This is a genomic window from Algoriphagus sp. PAP.12 (assembly GCF_026652115.1).
Lineage (GTDB): Bacteria > Bacteroidota > Bacteroidia > Cytophagales > Cyclobacteriaceae > Algoriphagus.
Map to the genome: position 1 here is coordinate 25977 of NZ_JAPPSQ010000014.1, position 16635 is coordinate 42611.

A 16635-nucleotide genomic window follows, 5' to 3' on the forward strand; every position below is an offset into this window, starting at 1 on the left:
AACGAAGGGGTAACTTATGTCAAAAGTCTAGGATCATTTCTCCAATAGATTTGTTAATTGAACAATAAACCAAAATATAAGAGCTATGCAATATTGGATGGTGAAAAGCGAACCCAATTCCTATTCCTGGTCAGATTTTGAAAAGGCCGGCGAGGATGTTTGGGATGGAGTTCGGAATTATCAAGCCAGGAATTTTTTACGATCTATGCAGGTAGGAGATAAAGTCATGTTTTATCACAGTGGAAAAGAAAAAGCAGTGGTTGGTGTTGCTGAAGTTTCCGCTTCAGGATTTCCTGATCCAAAAGATGAAGCATGGACAGCTGTTAATCTGAAAGTAGATTATGCTCTGAATAATCCAGTAACTTTGGCTCAGATTAAAGAAGAAGATCAATTGTCTGAACTCCCCATGCTTAAGCAAAGTAGGTTATCTGTGCTGCCTATGAGTAAAGAAGAATTTGAATTGATCAAAAAGATGTCACTATGAAGCGCTTTATAGGATGTTTTCTATTGCTGTTTTTGACAATAGAACTTCAAGCACAAGTCAATTTTGAATCGAGATTTGAAGTTGAATCAGATTATTTTGATCCATTATTTGAAATAGTGAGGAGAGATGAGGGAATAGTGTCTTTTCGAACATTGATTAAAAAGGCATTTAGTAGCAACAGAGTGTTTCAATATTTTTTAACTGATAAGGATTTAAATACCCAAGGGATTATTGAGCTGCCAGTCAAAGATGGTTTTGATATGATAGGGTATGATTTGGATAGGAATTTTCTTTATGTATTATTCCAAAAGGGAACTACTCTCGGATCGGATAAATATATTTTAAAGATCAATTTGGATAATCAACAAGGATTTGAATATGCTCTCAATAACCTATTGTCAATGGAGCTGGCAGAATTTCTTGTTCAAGGAAATAGTGTAATCGTAATGGGAGCAGCAGATTCTAGACCAGCTGTTCAGGTATATGATCTAGAAAATAAAAGCACTCAGACAGTCCAAGGAATCTATGGGAATAATACGCACATCTTGCAGATTCGAAAAATGCCGGAGATAGAGGCTTTTGAAGTAATTATTAGCAGAAAAGGTCAATATCGAGAAAGAGAAATTAGCATAAACACCTATGACTTAACTGGGAATTTATTGAGAGAGATCAAGATTGATGAATTTGGTGAGCCTGATCAAGAAATCATGGATGCTCTCATGCTTCCAATGCAGAACTATAGACAAACTGTGGTTGGTTCCTTTGGCTTGGAGCGAAGAGATGCCTATCAGGGAATGTTTTTGATGGACATTAATGAGTTTGGAGAGTATGATACCAAACTTTACACCTTAGAGGATTTTCCTAATTTTTATAATTACCTGACAGACAAACCGAAAGAAAGAAGAGAAAAAGAGGTTTTGAAAGAAGTTGAAAGAGATAAGGTACCAAGTATTCGTAATGTCTACGCGATCAGAGAAGCTTTCCAGGGACCAGATGGATATTATGTCTATTTTGATCACTTCAATATTGTAAACAATCGTGGAGGTTATCGGAGCCCGTATTCTCCGACAAGTATGTATAGATATGATCGAATAGATAGACTTAATAGTGCTCAATCTATTAGCGATGCGGTCTATAATTCCGGGAGGTATGGCATGCCACAAACTTTCGCTTATCAAACTGAGTACAGTTACATTTCTGCTCATTTTGTCAAAATAGGCCCTGAAGGCCAGGTTGTTTGGGATAATTCAGCAACCTATGACGGGTTGAATACGGACGTTAGAGTTCCATTTGGTGATGTAGCAGTGGTAGGTGAAGAGTTTTATCATGCTTATATGAGAAATGATAAAATTCGGTTGGCCTATTTCAAGAAAGGAGAAAAAATCTTTGATAATCTTGAGGTTCCAATTGAACTACCTAAAGAAAATGAACGAATTGCTGAAAATAATATGGAAACTCTCAGTATTGTGCATTGGTATGATCGATATTTTCTATTGAGTGGTACTCAGCGTATCAGATACCAAAAAGAAGATGGAAGCGGAGCGGTTAGAGAAGTGTTTTTCCTAAGTAAAGTTTTGGTCGCAGGAGATTTGTACGATCCTGAACAAAGCCCCAACTAGAATTATTTTTATATTTACGCCCAAATCAGATCCATGCAAAAACGCCTTGTCTTAGATCAGCAACAGATTGGTATCATTCTCAGAAGGTTTTGCCATCAACTGATCGAAAACCACGATAATTTTGAAAATACCGTACTTCTTGGTCTTCAGCCTAGAGGTAGTATCCTGTTGGACCAATTAGCTCCTGTTTTGGAAGAAATTTCAGGAATCAAGGTGCCATTTGGTTATTTGGACGCTACTTTTCATAGGGATGATTTTAGAAGGAGAGATTTTCCTCTGAAAGCCAATGAGACAAAAATCGATTTTTTGGTAGAGGGTAAAAATGTAATCCTTGTCGATGATGTGTTGTACAAAGGAAGATCAGTACGTGCCGCCATGGATGCTATGATTGCCTTTGGTAGACCTCAGAAAGTGGAATTAATGGTTTTGGTTGATCGAAAATTGACCAGAGATTATCCGATAATGCCAGACTATTTTGGCATTCGGGTTAATACCTTAGACAGTCAGTATGTTCTGGTCGAATGGGCCAACCAAGGTCAGGAACAAGACGCAGTTTGGATCACAGAGAAAGTTAAAAGCTAAACATGTCACAACTCAGTACTCGCCATCTATTAGGAATCAAAGATCTCACACCTGAGGATATTAATTTGATTCTTGATACCGCGGCCAACTTCAAAGAAGTGATCAATCGACCGATCAAAAAAGTGCCTTCACTTCGCGATATCACGATTGCTAATGTCTTTTTTGAAAACTCTACAAGAACAAGGTTGTCATTTGAGTTGGCGGAGAAAAGACTTTCCGCTGATGTGATCAATTTTTCTTCCAGCAATAGTTCTGTGAAAAAGGGAGAAACCTTGGTGGATACAGTTAATAATATTCTTTCCATGAAAGTGGATATGGTGGTGATGAGACATAGCAGTCCGGGAGCGCCTCATTTCCTTTCAAAAAATGTGAAAGCTAATATCGTCAATGCAGGAGACGGTACTCATGAGCATCCAACTCAGGCATTGTTGGATTCATTTTCTATCCGTGAAAAGTTGGGAGACTTAGCAGGTAAGAAAGTAGCGATCATTGGAGATATTCTACATTCTAGAGTAGCACTTTCAAATATTTTCTGCCTTCAGAAAATGGGCGCGGAGGTCATGGTTTGTGGTCCGATAACACTTTTGCCAAAGCATATAGAAAGCCTTGGTGTTAAAGTTGAATTGGATGTGAAAAAAGCATTGCAATGGTGTGATGTCGCCAATGTGCTTAGGATCCAATTGGAAAGACAGCAAATCAAATATTTCCCTAGCTTGAGAGAATACTCTCTTTACTATGGAGTGAATAAAAAGATGCTGGATGAATTGGACAAAGAAATCGTCATCATGCATCCCGGGCCAATCAATAGGGGAGTTGAATTGTCCTCCGATGTGGCAGATTCAGAGCATTCCATCATTTTGGAGCAGGTTCAAAATGGTGTGGCAGTTAGGATGGCTGTTCTATATCTTTTGGCAGGAGCAAAGAATTGATAGACTGAAAAAAATAAAAAAAGACCGCTGCAATTGTTTGCAGCGGTCTTTTTTTGATTATCTCGAATCGTAAATCTCAAATCAGATCCCTCTCCATCTACCTCCTCCTACATAAAAACCAAGGGTGAATCCAAAGTATTGGTTGATAGCTTCTCCGATGACATCTCCACTGGTATTTTGAAGATCACTAGGCGGAATGAAATTGTATTCGGCTCCCATTCGGAATTTGCCCAATTCGATCCCTGCCCTTACCATTGGTCCCCATTTGAAGGATGCTTCCAAATTCCCGATAGTATCTGGATCGTCAATGACCGAAGAGTCAAATTCTACAGAACTCAAGGTATAATATCCAAATCCTGCTCCGATATAGGGAGCGAAATTGCTGCCTCCATTATTGAAATAATAATCAAAAGTCCCCGCAATAGAGGCATTTGCTGATACTTCTCCTTCATAGTCCTCAGTGACATCATAGTAGGTGACATCTTTGGCAAGTGCTGCAATACCAAATCGAATCCCGACATTCATATTGTTAGAGACATTGATTTTAGGTTCCAAGTTTACCAAGGCACCGATTCCTCCTCCTTTTGGAATGGCAGGGCCTAAATCCAATCCCATTCGAAACCTGCCTGATTGTTGGGCGAAAGTCACTTGTCCTATTGCAGCAATGACAAGTGTAAGAAGTAACTTTTTCATATCGTTTGAGGGTTTATTTTATTTTGCTCTCCTTTTCTCAAAAAAGGTTCCAAATATGTCTAAATCCAATTTTGAGCATTAGTTTAGAATCAAATTAGATTTTATGCTCATAGTAAGCAACTTGGTGAAGCGTTATGGTAAACAAAACGCTGTAAATGACATTTCATTTCAATTAGACGGAGGAGAAGTAGTAGGATTGCTTGGGCCAAATGGTGCAGGGAAAAGTACGACCATGAAATGTATCGTGGGTCTTCTTCGGAAAACTTCTGGTGAGATAACTATTGGTGGGTATGACCATCTTTCGGTAGAGGCAAAAAAGCTTTTTTCTTTTATTCCTGAAACCCCCTACGTTTATGATCTTTTGACGGTTCAGGAGCATTTGCAATTTATTGCACAAGCTTATGGGATCAAAGATTGGAAAAAACGTGGAGAGGAGTTATTGGAGATTTATGATTTAACGGAGAAGTCCAATAAACTCGGACGGGATCTTTCCAAAGGAATGAAGCAGAAGGTCTCTATTTGTTGTGCTTTGCTTCCAGATCCTCAATTGCTATTTTTTGATGAACCAATGATTGGTTTGGATCCAAAGGCAATAAAAAACACCAAAAGGATTTTCAAAGAGTTGAAAGAAGCAGGGAAAACCATTTTGGTGAGTACCCATTTGATAGATTCTGTCGAAACTATTTCAGATAGAATTATGATTTTGAAAGATGGAAATATCATAGGGAATGATACCATATCGAATCTCAAAGAGCAATTCGTCAATGAAGAAAATGAAAGCTTGGAAGATATATTTTTAGAATTGACCAAAGATGTATGAGATTAAATTGCTTTTGAGAAAAGATCTCTGGATTCTCAAAAACAACCTACTTTTAATACTTAGAAACCCACTGCGCCTAATTCCTTATGTTGTTTTGGTCGGGTATTTCTTCTTTATCTATTCTATGAGGATGAAAGGGAGAGAGGAAGACGAATTGTCTGGCCAAATGCAGGACTTGGATATAAATGGACTTCCTCAGGTGGATTTTGCGTTGCAAAATATAGTTGGAGGAATAACGGTATTGGCTTTGGGTTTTCTGATGTTTCAGCTTTATCGAGCTACAAAAAAGAATGTCAGTTTCTTTAAGATGGCTGATGTCAACCTACTATTTCCATCCCCTGTAAAGCCGGAAAATCTATTGATATACTACATGGGGAGATCCATACTTCCTGCTTTGGGTGGTAGTTTACTTTTTATCATTTATGGTGCTAGCCAGATGGCTAACAAAATTGATTTAAGTGCATCGAATATCCTGTTTTTGATGTTGGGTTTTTCTTTGTTCTTTTTTATGATTTCTCCTTTGAGGTTTTTGATTTACACGCTTCATACGAGGTATGGAGTGATGGAATATATCAAAAATGGCATCATTGCTCTGTCTGTTTTGCTAGGAGGGATGATTTTGATCCCCGGATTAATGGCAGAGAAGTTTTGGCAAGGAATGTTCTCTTGGATTTCCTCTCCATGGTTTGACTTTTTTCCGATTGTAGGTTGGAGTAAAGGAATCATGAGTTTCCTAGCTCACGGGAATTGGATCTTGTCATTGGCATTTGTTGGACTTAATGTCCTTGGATATTTTGTAGTACTTCGATTGGTATTGAATTCCGCGGGGTATTATTACGAGGATGTTTTGGAGGCAACCCAAACCAATGAAGAACAACAGCAAAAGGCCAAAGGAAAAAAGGAAGCTTCGGAAGGGAATTTCAGTTTAAATTCCAAAAAACAATTGGCCTTGCCAGATTTTGGTGTAGGAGCTAAGGCCTTTTATTGGAGAAGCTATGTGCATTCCAGCAGGCAGGATTTTCATCCGCTTTTTGGAATTTATAGTATCGTGATGGTGGTTTTGGGGATTGTTTTTGCTGTTTTATCAAACTTTGATTGGTTTACCCACAAGATCCTTAACGCATATCTCCTTCTTCTTATAGGCTTTTATTTCTTAACTGGCGTGAGTAGGGCGAGCATAGGCGATTTAAAAAAACCATACTTTTTCTTGATCCCGGCCTCTTGGACTTCCAAACTTTGGAATATCATCAAATTGGATTTGATGCAGATCGAATTGTTTGCATTGGTTTTGATCGTTCCTGCTGTTTTGATCGCAGGTCTTCACTGGGGGTTGATTTTGATTTTTCCTTTAGCGGTTTTTCTAGCTTATATGACAGGCCTCGCTATCAATATGATTCCAAAAATTGGTTTGGAGGAAGGTTGGGATCGAAAACTGATTAAACCTGTGATGATAGGTGGAGTTTTTCTGTTTGGAATAATTCCATCCATAGTTTTTGCAGTGATCATCTTTATTATTACTCACCAGTTTGTTTGGACCTTATTGACTTTTGTAGTCTCGCTGAGTATTGTTACTGGGATTTTGATTCACGTCCTGCTGGACATCCTGAGTCGCTTAGAGTTTAAAGAAGTATAGTGAAAATAGGAAGAAGGATTCCAAAGGGAATTTTATAGGCATTTGAGAAGTTTGATTCTAGACGGTAGAGAAATTTCTCTAATTTTGAATCAACCATAAATAACCAATTATGATCTACAACTCCATTATAGAAACTATCGGAAACACACCAATGATTCGATTGAACAAGCTTTCAAAAGATATCAAAGGGGAGGTTTTGGTAAAAGTTGAATATTTCAATCCGGGTAACTCCATGAAAGATAGGATGGCTATCAAAATGGTGGAAGATGCCGAGAAAGCCGGAGTGTTGAAGCCTGGAGGAACAATCATAGAGGGAACAAGTGGAAATACCGGGATGGGATTGGCTTTGGCTGCTGTTGCGAAAGGATACAAATGTATTTTCACAATGGCAGACAAGCAGTCGAAGGAGAAAATCGACATTTTGAAAGCAGTTGGTGCTGAGGTGATTGTTTGTCCAACCAACGTTTCACCTGAGGATCCGCGGTCTTATTATTCTGTTGCGAGAAAATTGAATAAGGATATCCCAAATTCATTTTATCCAAATCAATACGATAACTTATCTAATACGGCGGCCCATTATGAGACGACCGGGCCTGAAATCTGGAAGGATACCGATGGAAAAATCACCCATTATGCAGCTGGAGTTGGAACGGGAGGCTCTATGTGCGGAACAGCCACCTATTTGAAAGAACAAAATCCTGCCATCGTTTCAGTTGGAATTGATACCTATGGATCGGTATTTAAAAAATACAAGGAGACCGGGATTTTTGACGAAAAGGAAGTTTATCCATACCTGACAGAAGGGATCGGAGAGGATATTTTGCCAAAGAATGTCAATTTCGATGTGATAGATCATTTCATCAAAGTCACAGACAAGGACGCTGCGGTCATGACTCGCCGATTGGCACGTGAAGAAGGATTGTTTGTTGGTTGGTCTTGTGGATCGGCTGTTCATGGAGCATTGGAATATGCAAAGGAAAACCTGAAAGAAGGAGATGTAATGGTGATTATCCTGCCGGACCATGGAACTCGCTATTTAGGAAAAGTCTACAATGATGACTGGATGAGAAATCACGGATTTCTGGAAGATAAAACCTATTCCACAGCGAAAGATATTATTTCGAAAAGACCTGCAAGTTATTCCCTGGTTTCTGTCAAGAAATCAGATTCTGTCAAGGAAGCGATTGGATTGATGAATAAAACCTCTGTATCTCAGATCCCAGTAATGGATGGTGAGGAAGTAGTAGGAAGTTTGACAGATACCAAATTGCTTTCCAGAATCATCGAAAACCCAAATTTAAAGGAGGCAGGAGTGGAAGAGGTGATGGAAAGTTCAATGACATTTGTGGCAAGAGATAGTACTTTGGATGTTCTTTCATCCATGATTGAAAAAGAAAAAGCTGTGTTGGTGAGGGATGAAAAAGACCAAATCCATATCCTCACCAAGCACGATATTTTAGAAGCGTTTACTAATTAATTTAACATACATTGATCAATCCGAGAAAGGTTGAGCGTTTGCTCAATTCCCCGATTCAATTTGATATTGATTCGGCACTCAAAAGGGGCTGGGAGCTTTTCAAAGCCCAGCCTGTTATTCTAATAGCCTATTTCCTAATTGTAGCATTGGTCCAGTTTGGCGCTGCCTTTTTTTTGGAAGATTTCTCCAGTATAGTCAGTATTCTGGTAGCTCCTCCATTGACGGCAGGATTTTACTTGGTAGCCAATAAGATCAGCCGAAATGAGCAGGTAGAATTCAAGGATTGTTTTGATGGATTTAAGTTTTGGCTTCCAGTTGTTTCGGTAAATATTATTGTTGGTATCATTACCGTTTTGGGAATAATTGCATTAATTCTTCCAGGGATTTATTTGGGAGTAGCCTATGCATTTGCAATGCCGTTTGTATTGTTTGCCGGAACAGAGTTCTGGACTTCCATGGAGTTGAGCAGAAAGCTAATCACCAAGGTTTGGTGGAGATTTTTCGCCTTTGTTCTTCTTTTGATGGTGATCAATATTATTGGTGTCTTAATGTTAGGAGTAGGCTTCTTGGTTTCTGGTCCTTTTAGCTATATGGCTGTTTATGCCGCTTTTGAGGAATTAACTGGAGACTTGTTGATTGAGGAGGATCCTGATCCAAGTGTAAGCTCATTTCAATAGACAAGGGAATTTTTTCATCGGTGAATTAATCAGAATTTTCTATATTCGAATTCGAAATTATCCTTTAACTCTTTGCTTGCAAGGCCCCAATTTTCATGATAAATGGAATTGGGGCTTTTATTTTTACTTTTCCCGGGTGTATCTGGAGATCAGTTTGCCGTTTATATTGAGTTTTTTCAATTGTTGAAAATTAAAGTTTCTGATTTTCAGATTTTTAAAAATTAAATAAGGGTATTTGCACTAATAATGTTAGATCAAATGGACTAATAATCTATATTGTAAGCTTATTTGAAAAGCAAGATTTGTCATTTTCATTTCATCTTGAGTCTTACTGCCTGTTTTTATACCCTAGAATCTCTTTTTGATAAGAGGAATGTCTAATTGGGGCTAGCAAATGAATGGAGGAGGTATTTCTGCTTTTTCATATAGAAATCAATTTTAACATTCCTATTAAGCTTATGAAGAAACTTATGACGGTCTTTATGTTTCTTTTGATGGCAACGTTTTCATTCGCGCAAGATGTCACTATCAAAGGAAAGGTATTAGACGGAGATTCGGGAGAACCCCTGCCTGGGGCAAATATCCTGGTGAAAGGTACTGTTCGAGGAACAGTGACGGACGTTGATGGAAACTACGTCATCAATGCAGACAAGAATTCAACCCTTGTTTTCAGTTTTGTTGGATATCAAACTGTTGAGGAAGTGGTTGGAAATAGATCAACTATCGATGTTACCCTTGCAGGTGAGCAATTGGGTGAGGTCGTTGTAGTAGCCTATGGTACTCAAAAGAAATCTGACTTGACTGGAGCGATAGGAACTCTTTCAACAGAGGATATCGGTTCCCAATCCGTAACTAGTGCTGCCAATGCCCTTTCTGGACGAGTATCCGGGGTTCAATTGATTCAGGGATCTGGTCAGCCAGGAAATGATAACCCGACTATCCAGATTCGTGGTATTGGTACTGTAAGAACAAGCGCAGGTTCTCAAACTGACGATTCTGCTCCTTTGGTTTTAGTGGATGGTGTTCAATCTACACTAAATGATGTTCATCCAAATGATATTGAGAGTTTCTCGGTATTGAAAGATGCAGCTTCAGCAGCGATTTATGGTGCTAGAGCAGCAAACGGTGTGATTTTGGTGACCACCAAAAGAGGAAAGTCTGGGAAAGCAAAAGTGAATTTTGATTCTTACATCGCTTTTCAAAGTCCGACAACTACTCCTAAAATGTTGTCTTCCTATGATTTTGCAAGACTGAAAAACGAAGCTCAAACCAATGTTGGTTTGAATGAAATGTATACGGCCGAAGAATTGGAACTCTTCAAAAATGGTGGAGACTCCAGATATTATAGCGGTCCAACTCTTTTTGATCAAGGATATGTAAATGGAGCACCTCTTCAGAACTATTACCTTTCTGTGAATGGAGGTACTGAAAATACCAAATATCTTTTCTCTGTAGGTTATCAGGACCAGGAAGGAATCGTTATCGAGACCAACTCAAAGAGATACAATTTTAGATCCAATATTGATTCAAAGATTTCTGAGAAAGTAAGAGCTGGGTTCAATATTTCCGGTAGTTTGACAGATAGCAACGAGCCTAATTACAGTGGCTATGGTGTGACGCAATTGGTTAGAGATATGATTCGAAGAACACCTTTGAATCCTATGACCTATGACAATGGTTATGTTTCTGCAGGAAATGCTGCATTGGTGGGAAGAACTGCTACAGGAATTCACCCAATCGGCTTGGCCAAATATGGTGGTAATAACAATACCAAATATTATAGAGCCACTCCAAACGTTTATTTGGAAGTAGAGCCGGTGAAAGATTTGGTATTCAAAGCCAATGGTTCAGTCTACGTGCAGGATAGAAAGCAGAGTCAATTCCGTTCTAAAATGACTGTTTCAGACGGTGTAAATGTGTTTTCTTCCAATGGATTGGGAAGTTTATTGGAGAGTGACTTGTTGAGTACTACTTCAACTTTCGAAATGACAGGCAGGTATCAAAAGTCCATCGGTAAATCTCACTTATCTGGATTGATAGGATATACTAGTCAGAGTTTCCGCCAAGATTATTTAGCTGCTTCCAACCAAGGCTATAATAGCAACTTACTAACTGAATTGGATGCAGCCACATTGAATCCAAGTGTGTCAGGTAGTGCAAGTGAGTGGGCATTGGAATCCCTTTTTGGAAGAGTAAACTATGATTATGAAGGAATATATCTGGCAGAAATGAATGTCAGATATGATGGTTCCTCTCGATTTGGCGCTAATAATAGATATGGGGTCTTCCCTTCTTTCTCCTTGGGTTGGAATTTGGCCAAAGAAGAATTTATGAAAGATCTAAGTGATATCAATGAATTCAAGTTCAGAGGGAGTTGGGGACAATTAGGGAATCAGAATATTGGTAACTATTCCAGTGTTTCGACCATCAACTTAGATCAGCCTTATGTTTTCGGAAACTCTTTAGTAAGTGGCGGAGCTGCTATTGCAATGGCTAATCCAAATGTGAGATGGGAGACCACAGAAACTACTGATATTGGATTGGATGCGGTTCTTTTTGATTACAAACTTTCTTTGACTGCGGATTACTATGTGAGAAAGTCCAAAAACGTTTTGTTGAGTCCACCAATTTCAGCAACTCTAGGAAATCTTTCTCCGCCTGTTCAAAACCAAGGTGAAGTTGAAAACAGAGGATATGAGCTTTCTTTGAATTACTATGGCATGGCCGGAGATGAGTTTGAATACAGTATTTCAGCAAACTGGTCTCATAATGACAACAAAGTATTGAAGCTGGATAGTGAGTTCTTGTCTGCCAACAAAGTTTTGACTAAGGAAGGTTATCCGATTAACTCATTCTATGGACATAGAATCATTGGGATTTTCCAATCGGATGCTGAAGCACAAAATTCGGAAAAGTATGGGGTTCAGCCCGCTGGATCAGCTGCCTCTGCTGGTGATTATATCTATGAAGATACCGATGGAAATGGTATCGTGGATGCGGCAGACCGTGTAATTATCGGCAACCCAAATATCAGGAACACTTATGGAATGACCTGGACCGCTAACTATAAGGGCTTCAATTTCCGAGTTTTATTCCAAGGAGTATTGGGTAGAGATGTTGAAAATGGGGTGTACGGAACAGATGGTTTGAGAGGGATCGAAAACTTGACCGAGAGATACTTGGATCGATGGACTCCTGAGAACCCTGATACAGATGTGTCTCGTGTTGCCACCAATTACAAGTACAACACTTCTTTATTCGTAGGTCCAGCCTTATCCAATGCGATTTTGGATGCTTCTTATTTAAGAATGAAGCATATCGAGTTTGGTTATGCTTTCCCTAATGAGTTAACACAGAATATTGGTCTTTCTAATCTGAGAGTGTATGTGTCTGGACAAAACCTTTTGACTTTCACAAAATTTGTGGATGGGTTTGATCCTGAAGATGCTCAGACATTCAATAATGTAAACGACAGCTACCCTCAAGCAAAATCATTTACCATGGGACTTAATGTTTCATTCTAATCCCAAAAACGAAAAATGAAAAAATATATAGGACTATTTATGTTCATCCTGACATTGGGATGTGCTGACCTCGAGCGATATCCGCTCAATTCAATTGGTGCGCCTCAATTTTGGGCTACCGGAGACGATGCTATTTTGGGTATCAATGGTGTGTATAATGTGTTGGCTGACAATCAAATGTACCGTGAGTTTATGAAACATACCGATGCAATTGCGGACAATGCCTATTCTCAATATTCCTTCAACTATTACCTGGAAATTAGTGAAGGCAGAGGTTTTGACGCATCCAGTGTGTGGCCAAGCAACATTTGGAAGAAATCATATGAAGGTATAGTACGTGCCAATGAGGTGATTTTGAATGTTCCTGCGATCACCATGGATGAAACTTTGAAGGCAAGAGTAATTGGCGAAGCGAAGTTTCTAAGAGCTTTATTTTATTTCCATTTGACCAATCTTTATGGAAATGTGCCTTTGGTCATTACTGAGCAAACTATCGAAGAGTCTTTGGTTCCACGTGATCCAAAATCTGCAGTTTTGGGACAGATTTTTGACGATTTGGAAGCCGCAGCCGCTAGCCTTCCGGAAGCTTATGGAAGTTCAGAAATGGGGAGAGCTACCAAAGGAGCTGCTTTGGCTCTAAAGGCAAGGGTTCATCTTTATAATAAGGAGTATGCAGAGGCTATAGCCGCTTCCAATGAAGTTGCGAGTTTAGGTTATGATTTATTGCCTACAGCTAATTTTGGAGACATGTTCTTGCCGAGCCAAGAGAATAACTCCACGGAATCAATTTTCGAGGTTCAGTTTTTGGGAAATACAGGTACTTCTGGAGTGGGTAGTTCTTTCAATTCCAGTTCCGGTGCTATTCCTGCATTTGGAGCAGGCTCATACTTTCCAATTGAGGAGTTTGTTGATTTCTTTGAAGAAGGAGATATTCGAAAAGATGCCACAGTCCTTTCTGATGGACAAGTATTCGCAGGAATTGAATTTTCTGGAGTAAGAACACCAACTGGATTTGCTGTGATAAAAGGAGTGATTCCTGATGAAATGGTAACTGGGGATGGAGATGCCAATTTTGTAGTAATCAGATTTGCAGAAGTTTTGTTGACGATTGCAGAAGCTGAAAATGAATTGAATGGCCCAACTGCCACTGCCTATCAAGCAATAAATAAAATTCGGAATCGTGCAGGATTGGAAAATCTTCCAGAAGGACTTTCTCAAGAAGAATTGAGAGCCGCTATCAAAAGAGAAAGAAGAGTTGAGTTGGCATTTGAGGGCCATCATTACTTTGATCTGTTAAGGTATGGAGCTGAAGATTTGAAAGAGGCTATGGAGAGTGTGCAGAGTGTGCCTTCCCATGAACGAGTTTTTGATGAAAAGCTTTTGATGTGGCCAGTTCCACAAGCAGAGATTAATATCAATCCCAATCTATTGCCTCAAAACCCAAATTGGTAATTGAATCCAGTTTGGAAATTCAAAAGCCCTTCAATTTTATTGGAGGGCTTTTTTGTGTTTTATGAGAAGATAATTTGGGACAAGCCTTATTGAGGATAAATTCATAGAATTTTTAATGGAGTTATCTAGAAATCACAGAAAATCAGTACCTTTGCAGTCCGTTCGGGTGAGCGGAGTGTTATGGGTAGTCCTAAAGCATTGATTTACAACTAAAAACCCGCAGTCAACTGACCCGACGACTGATGGGGATTCAGGGTCATCACTATTATGTCTAATAATTCAGATTTTAACTGGGAAAACTTCGAAACCAAAGGATTCGGAGAAGGCTATTCCAAAGCGCAACGTGAGGAAATGGCTCAAATGTACGAAGGTACATTGAACGAGATCACTGAGAAAGAAGTGATCAAAGGAACTGTAGTAGGTGTGAACGACAAAGACGTGATCATCAACATCGGTTTCAAATCCGACGGTTTGGTGCCATTGAACGAATTCCGTGATTTGGAATCAATCAAGCCTGGTGACGAAGTAGAAGTATTCATCGAAGAGCAGGAGAATGCTTTGGGTCAGTTGATCCTTTCCCGTAAAAAAGCAAAAATCGTTCGTGCTTGGCAGGATATCGAGAGCGCATTTGAAAATGATAGCGTAATCGAAGGTCTTGTGAAGAGAAGAACCAAAGGTGGTTTGATCGTAGATATCTACGGTGTAGAAGCCTTCTTGCCAGGTTCTCAGATCGATGTGAAGCCTATCAGAGATTTCGATATCTATGTAGGTAAGAAAATGGAAGTGAAAGTGGTGAAAATCAACCACGCTAACGATAACGTAGTCGTTTCTCACAAAGTGTTGATCGAGAAAGATCTCGAGAAGCAAAAAGCAGAGATCCTAAACAACCTAGAGAAAGGTCAAGTTTTGGAAGGTGTGATCAAGAACATGACCAACTTCGGTGTATTCATCGACTTGGGTGGTGTAGATGGTCTACTTCACATCACAGACATCTCTTGGGGACGTATCAACCATCCAGAAGAAGTATTGCAGCTTGATCAGAAAGTTCAGATCGTTGTTCTTGACTTTGATGATGACAAGAAGAGAATTTCTTTGGGTATGAAGCAATTGACTGCTCATCCTTGGGATTCTTTGGCTGGCAACTTGGAAGTTGGATCCAAGGTACAAGGTAAAATCGTAAACGTAGCTGACTACGGTGCGTTCTTGGAATTGGCTCCAGGTGTAGAAGGTTTGATCCACGTTTCTGAAATGAGCTGGTCTCAGCATTTGAGAAACCCTGCAGACTTCGTGAAAGTAGGCGACGAAATCGAAGCTGTAGTATTGACTTTGGACAAGGAAGACAGAAAAATGTCTTTGGGTATCAAGCAATTGACCGAAGATCCTTGGACTAAGGAAGATATGGGTACTAAGTACGCTGTAGGTACTAAGCACAAAGGTGTGGTTCGTAACTTGACTAACTTCGGCTTGTTCCTAGAATTGGAAGAAGGTATCGACGGATTGGTTCACGTATCTGACCTTTCTTGGACTAAGAAAATCAAGCATCCTTCTGAGTTTGTTAAAGTTGGAGACGAGCTAGAAGTAGCTGTTTTGGAACTTGACGTTGAAAACAGAAGATTGGCTTTGGGTCATAAGCAATTGGAAGAGAATCCTTGGGATACTTTCGAATCAGTATTCCCTGTAGGATCTGTTCATAAGTGTACTGTTGTTTCTAAAAATGACAAAGGTGCAGTATTGGAGCTTCCTTACGGTCTAGAAGGATTTGCTACTTCTAAAAACTTGGAGAAAGAAGACGGATCTCAAGTTGAGGTTGGTGAGTCTTTGGACTTCAAAGTAGCTGAATTCTCTAAAGATGATAAGAGAATCGTTATGTCTCACACTGCTATGTTCCGTGAAGAAATCAAGCCTGCTAAGAAAGCAGTTAAGAAGAAGGAAGATACAGCTGACAACTCTCCAGCAGAGAAGTCTACTCTAGGTGACTTGGATGCTTTGGCAGAATTGAAAGAGAAAATGGAAGGAAAGAAGTAATTCTTTTCTAACCAATATAGAAGAACGCCGGCAGAAATGCCGGCGTTTTTTGTTTGTAGCAATCTGGTGCTTGGATTCGTATTACTTAAAACCTAAATTTTATTCTATGAAAAACCTATACACCTTATTGTTTGTTTTTTTGATCACGTCAGAATTTACTTTTGCCCAAAATCCCTTTTTTGGTAGGAGTCACCTATGGAGCCAATAAAGCAGAACTGGTTGACTCTAGCCCGATGCCTTGTGGGCCTGCTTTTTATGCAAAAGAGTACTTTCAGGAAGTTGGTGTTTCTGTTGCCAAACGTATAGGAAGAAAATGGGAAGTTCAGAGTGGTTTGATTTATGGCTCTGGTGAGGTGATGATCAATTCAGACTATGGAGAAGGAGTCGAACCACATTCTTTTGATGATATTACTATCTATTCGATTCCAGTTCAGATGAAGTTTTATCCTTTGCCTTTTGTTTTCATTGCTGCAGGACCTGTTTTTGACTTCGGTGATGGGGATAGTTCTTTTGATCAGACTGGAGTGGGATTCCAAGGTGGGATCGGAGGACAATATCAAACTGGAAGGTTGAGGTTTACCCTGATGCCCAATGTGAAAATGCATAGAGCTTTTGGAGGAGGTAAATTGGATGTCAATGGTAGGGTAGGTCTTTCAGGTCTTCAGTTTGGTATGGCCTATCAGTTGGGAAATGAATAAGTTTTTTTTTACTTTATCAATT

The 16635-nt window shown here is 39.4% G+C and carries 13 protein-coding genes; 12 read left to right on the plus strand and 1 reads right to left on the minus strand.

Annotation, left to right across the window (positions count from 1 at the left end; translation table 11 throughout):
• Positions 1-85: 85 nt before the first annotated feature.
• From O0V13_RS15735 to O0V13_RS15750, 4 genes are read left to right on the plus strand one after another with little or no spacing between them, the layout of a single operon-like run.
• A complete protein-coding gene (locus O0V13_RS15735; RefSeq protein ID WP_268035930.1) occupies positions 86-484 on the plus strand; it encodes an EVE domain-containing protein in 399 nt (132 codons plus the stop codon).
• The gene (locus O0V13_RS15740; protein WP_268035931.1) at positions 481-2103 is read left to right on the plus strand and encodes a hypothetical protein; all 1623 of its coding nucleotides are present in this window, start codon (positions 481-483) and stop codon (positions 2101-2103) included. The genes O0V13_RS15735 and O0V13_RS15740 overlap by 4 nt, the downstream gene beginning before the upstream one ends.
• A 33-nt stretch (positions 2104-2136) precedes the next feature.
• On the plus strand, positions 2137-2685 hold the full coding sequence (gene pyrR, locus O0V13_RS15745) for a bifunctional pyr operon transcriptional regulator/uracil phosphoribosyltransferase PyrR (RefSeq protein ID WP_268035932.1): 549 nt from the start codon (positions 2137-2139) through the stop codon (positions 2683-2685).
• 2 nt (positions 2686-2687) lie between these two features.
• A complete protein-coding gene (locus O0V13_RS15750; RefSeq protein ID WP_073573587.1) occupies positions 2688-3614 on the plus strand; it encodes an aspartate carbamoyltransferase catalytic subunit in 927 nt (308 codons plus the stop codon).
• Between the two features lie 81 nt (positions 3615-3695).
• Here the strand turns inward: O0V13_RS15750 and O0V13_RS15755 are convergent, their stop codons facing one another.
• The gene (locus tag O0V13_RS15755) at positions 3696-4307 is read right to left on the minus strand and encodes an outer membrane beta-barrel protein (RefSeq protein ID WP_268035933.1); all 612 of its coding nucleotides are present in this window, start codon (positions 4305-4307) and stop codon (positions 3696-3698) included.
• Positions 4308-4410: 103 nt separating this feature from the next.
• Here O0V13_RS15755 and O0V13_RS15760 point away from each other — a divergent pair, with 103 nt between their 5' ends.
• From O0V13_RS15760 to O0V13_RS15795, 8 genes are all read left to right on the plus strand, one after another.
• The gene (locus O0V13_RS15760; protein WP_268035934.1) at positions 4411-5127 is read left to right on the plus strand and encodes an ABC transporter ATP-binding protein; all 717 of its coding nucleotides are present in this window, start codon (positions 4411-4413) and stop codon (positions 5125-5127) included.
• Positions 5120-6760, plus strand: a complete 1641-nt coding sequence (locus tag O0V13_RS15765; RefSeq protein ID WP_268035935.1) for a putative ABC exporter domain-containing protein — start codon at positions 5120-5122, stop codon at positions 6758-6760. Before O0V13_RS15760 ends, O0V13_RS15765 begins: the two co-directional genes overlap by 8 nt.
• Before the next feature lie 109 nt (positions 6761-6869).
• A complete protein-coding gene (locus tag O0V13_RS15770; protein WP_268035936.1) occupies positions 6870-8237 on the plus strand; it encodes a pyridoxal-phosphate dependent enzyme in 1368 nt (455 codons plus the stop codon).
• Between the two features lie 11 nt (positions 8238-8248).
• Positions 8249-8914: a hypothetical protein gene (locus O0V13_RS15775; protein WP_268035937.1), complete on the plus strand. Its 666-nt coding sequence runs from the start codon at positions 8249-8251 to the stop codon at positions 8912-8914.
• 458 nt (positions 8915-9372) lie between these two features.
• Entirely contained in the window at positions 9373-12438 is a 3066-nt protein-coding gene (locus O0V13_RS15780) for a SusC/RagA family TonB-linked outer membrane protein (RefSeq protein ID WP_268035938.1), read from the plus strand.
• Positions 12439-12453: 15 nt separating this feature from the next.
• Entirely contained in the window at positions 12454-13890 is a 1437-nt protein-coding gene (locus tag O0V13_RS15785; protein WP_268035939.1) for a RagB/SusD family nutrient uptake outer membrane protein, read from the plus strand.
• 267 nt (positions 13891-14157) lie between these two features.
• Entirely contained in the window at positions 14158-15915 is a 1758-nt protein-coding gene (gene rpsA, locus O0V13_RS15790; RefSeq protein WP_268035940.1) for a 30S ribosomal protein S1, read from the plus strand.
• A gap of 161 nt (positions 15916-16076) precedes the next feature.
• The gene (locus O0V13_RS15795; RefSeq protein WP_268035941.1) at positions 16077-16613 is read left to right on the plus strand and encodes a hypothetical protein; all 537 of its coding nucleotides are present in this window, start codon (positions 16077-16079) and stop codon (positions 16611-16613) included.
• Positions 16614-16635 lie beyond the last annotated feature (22 nt).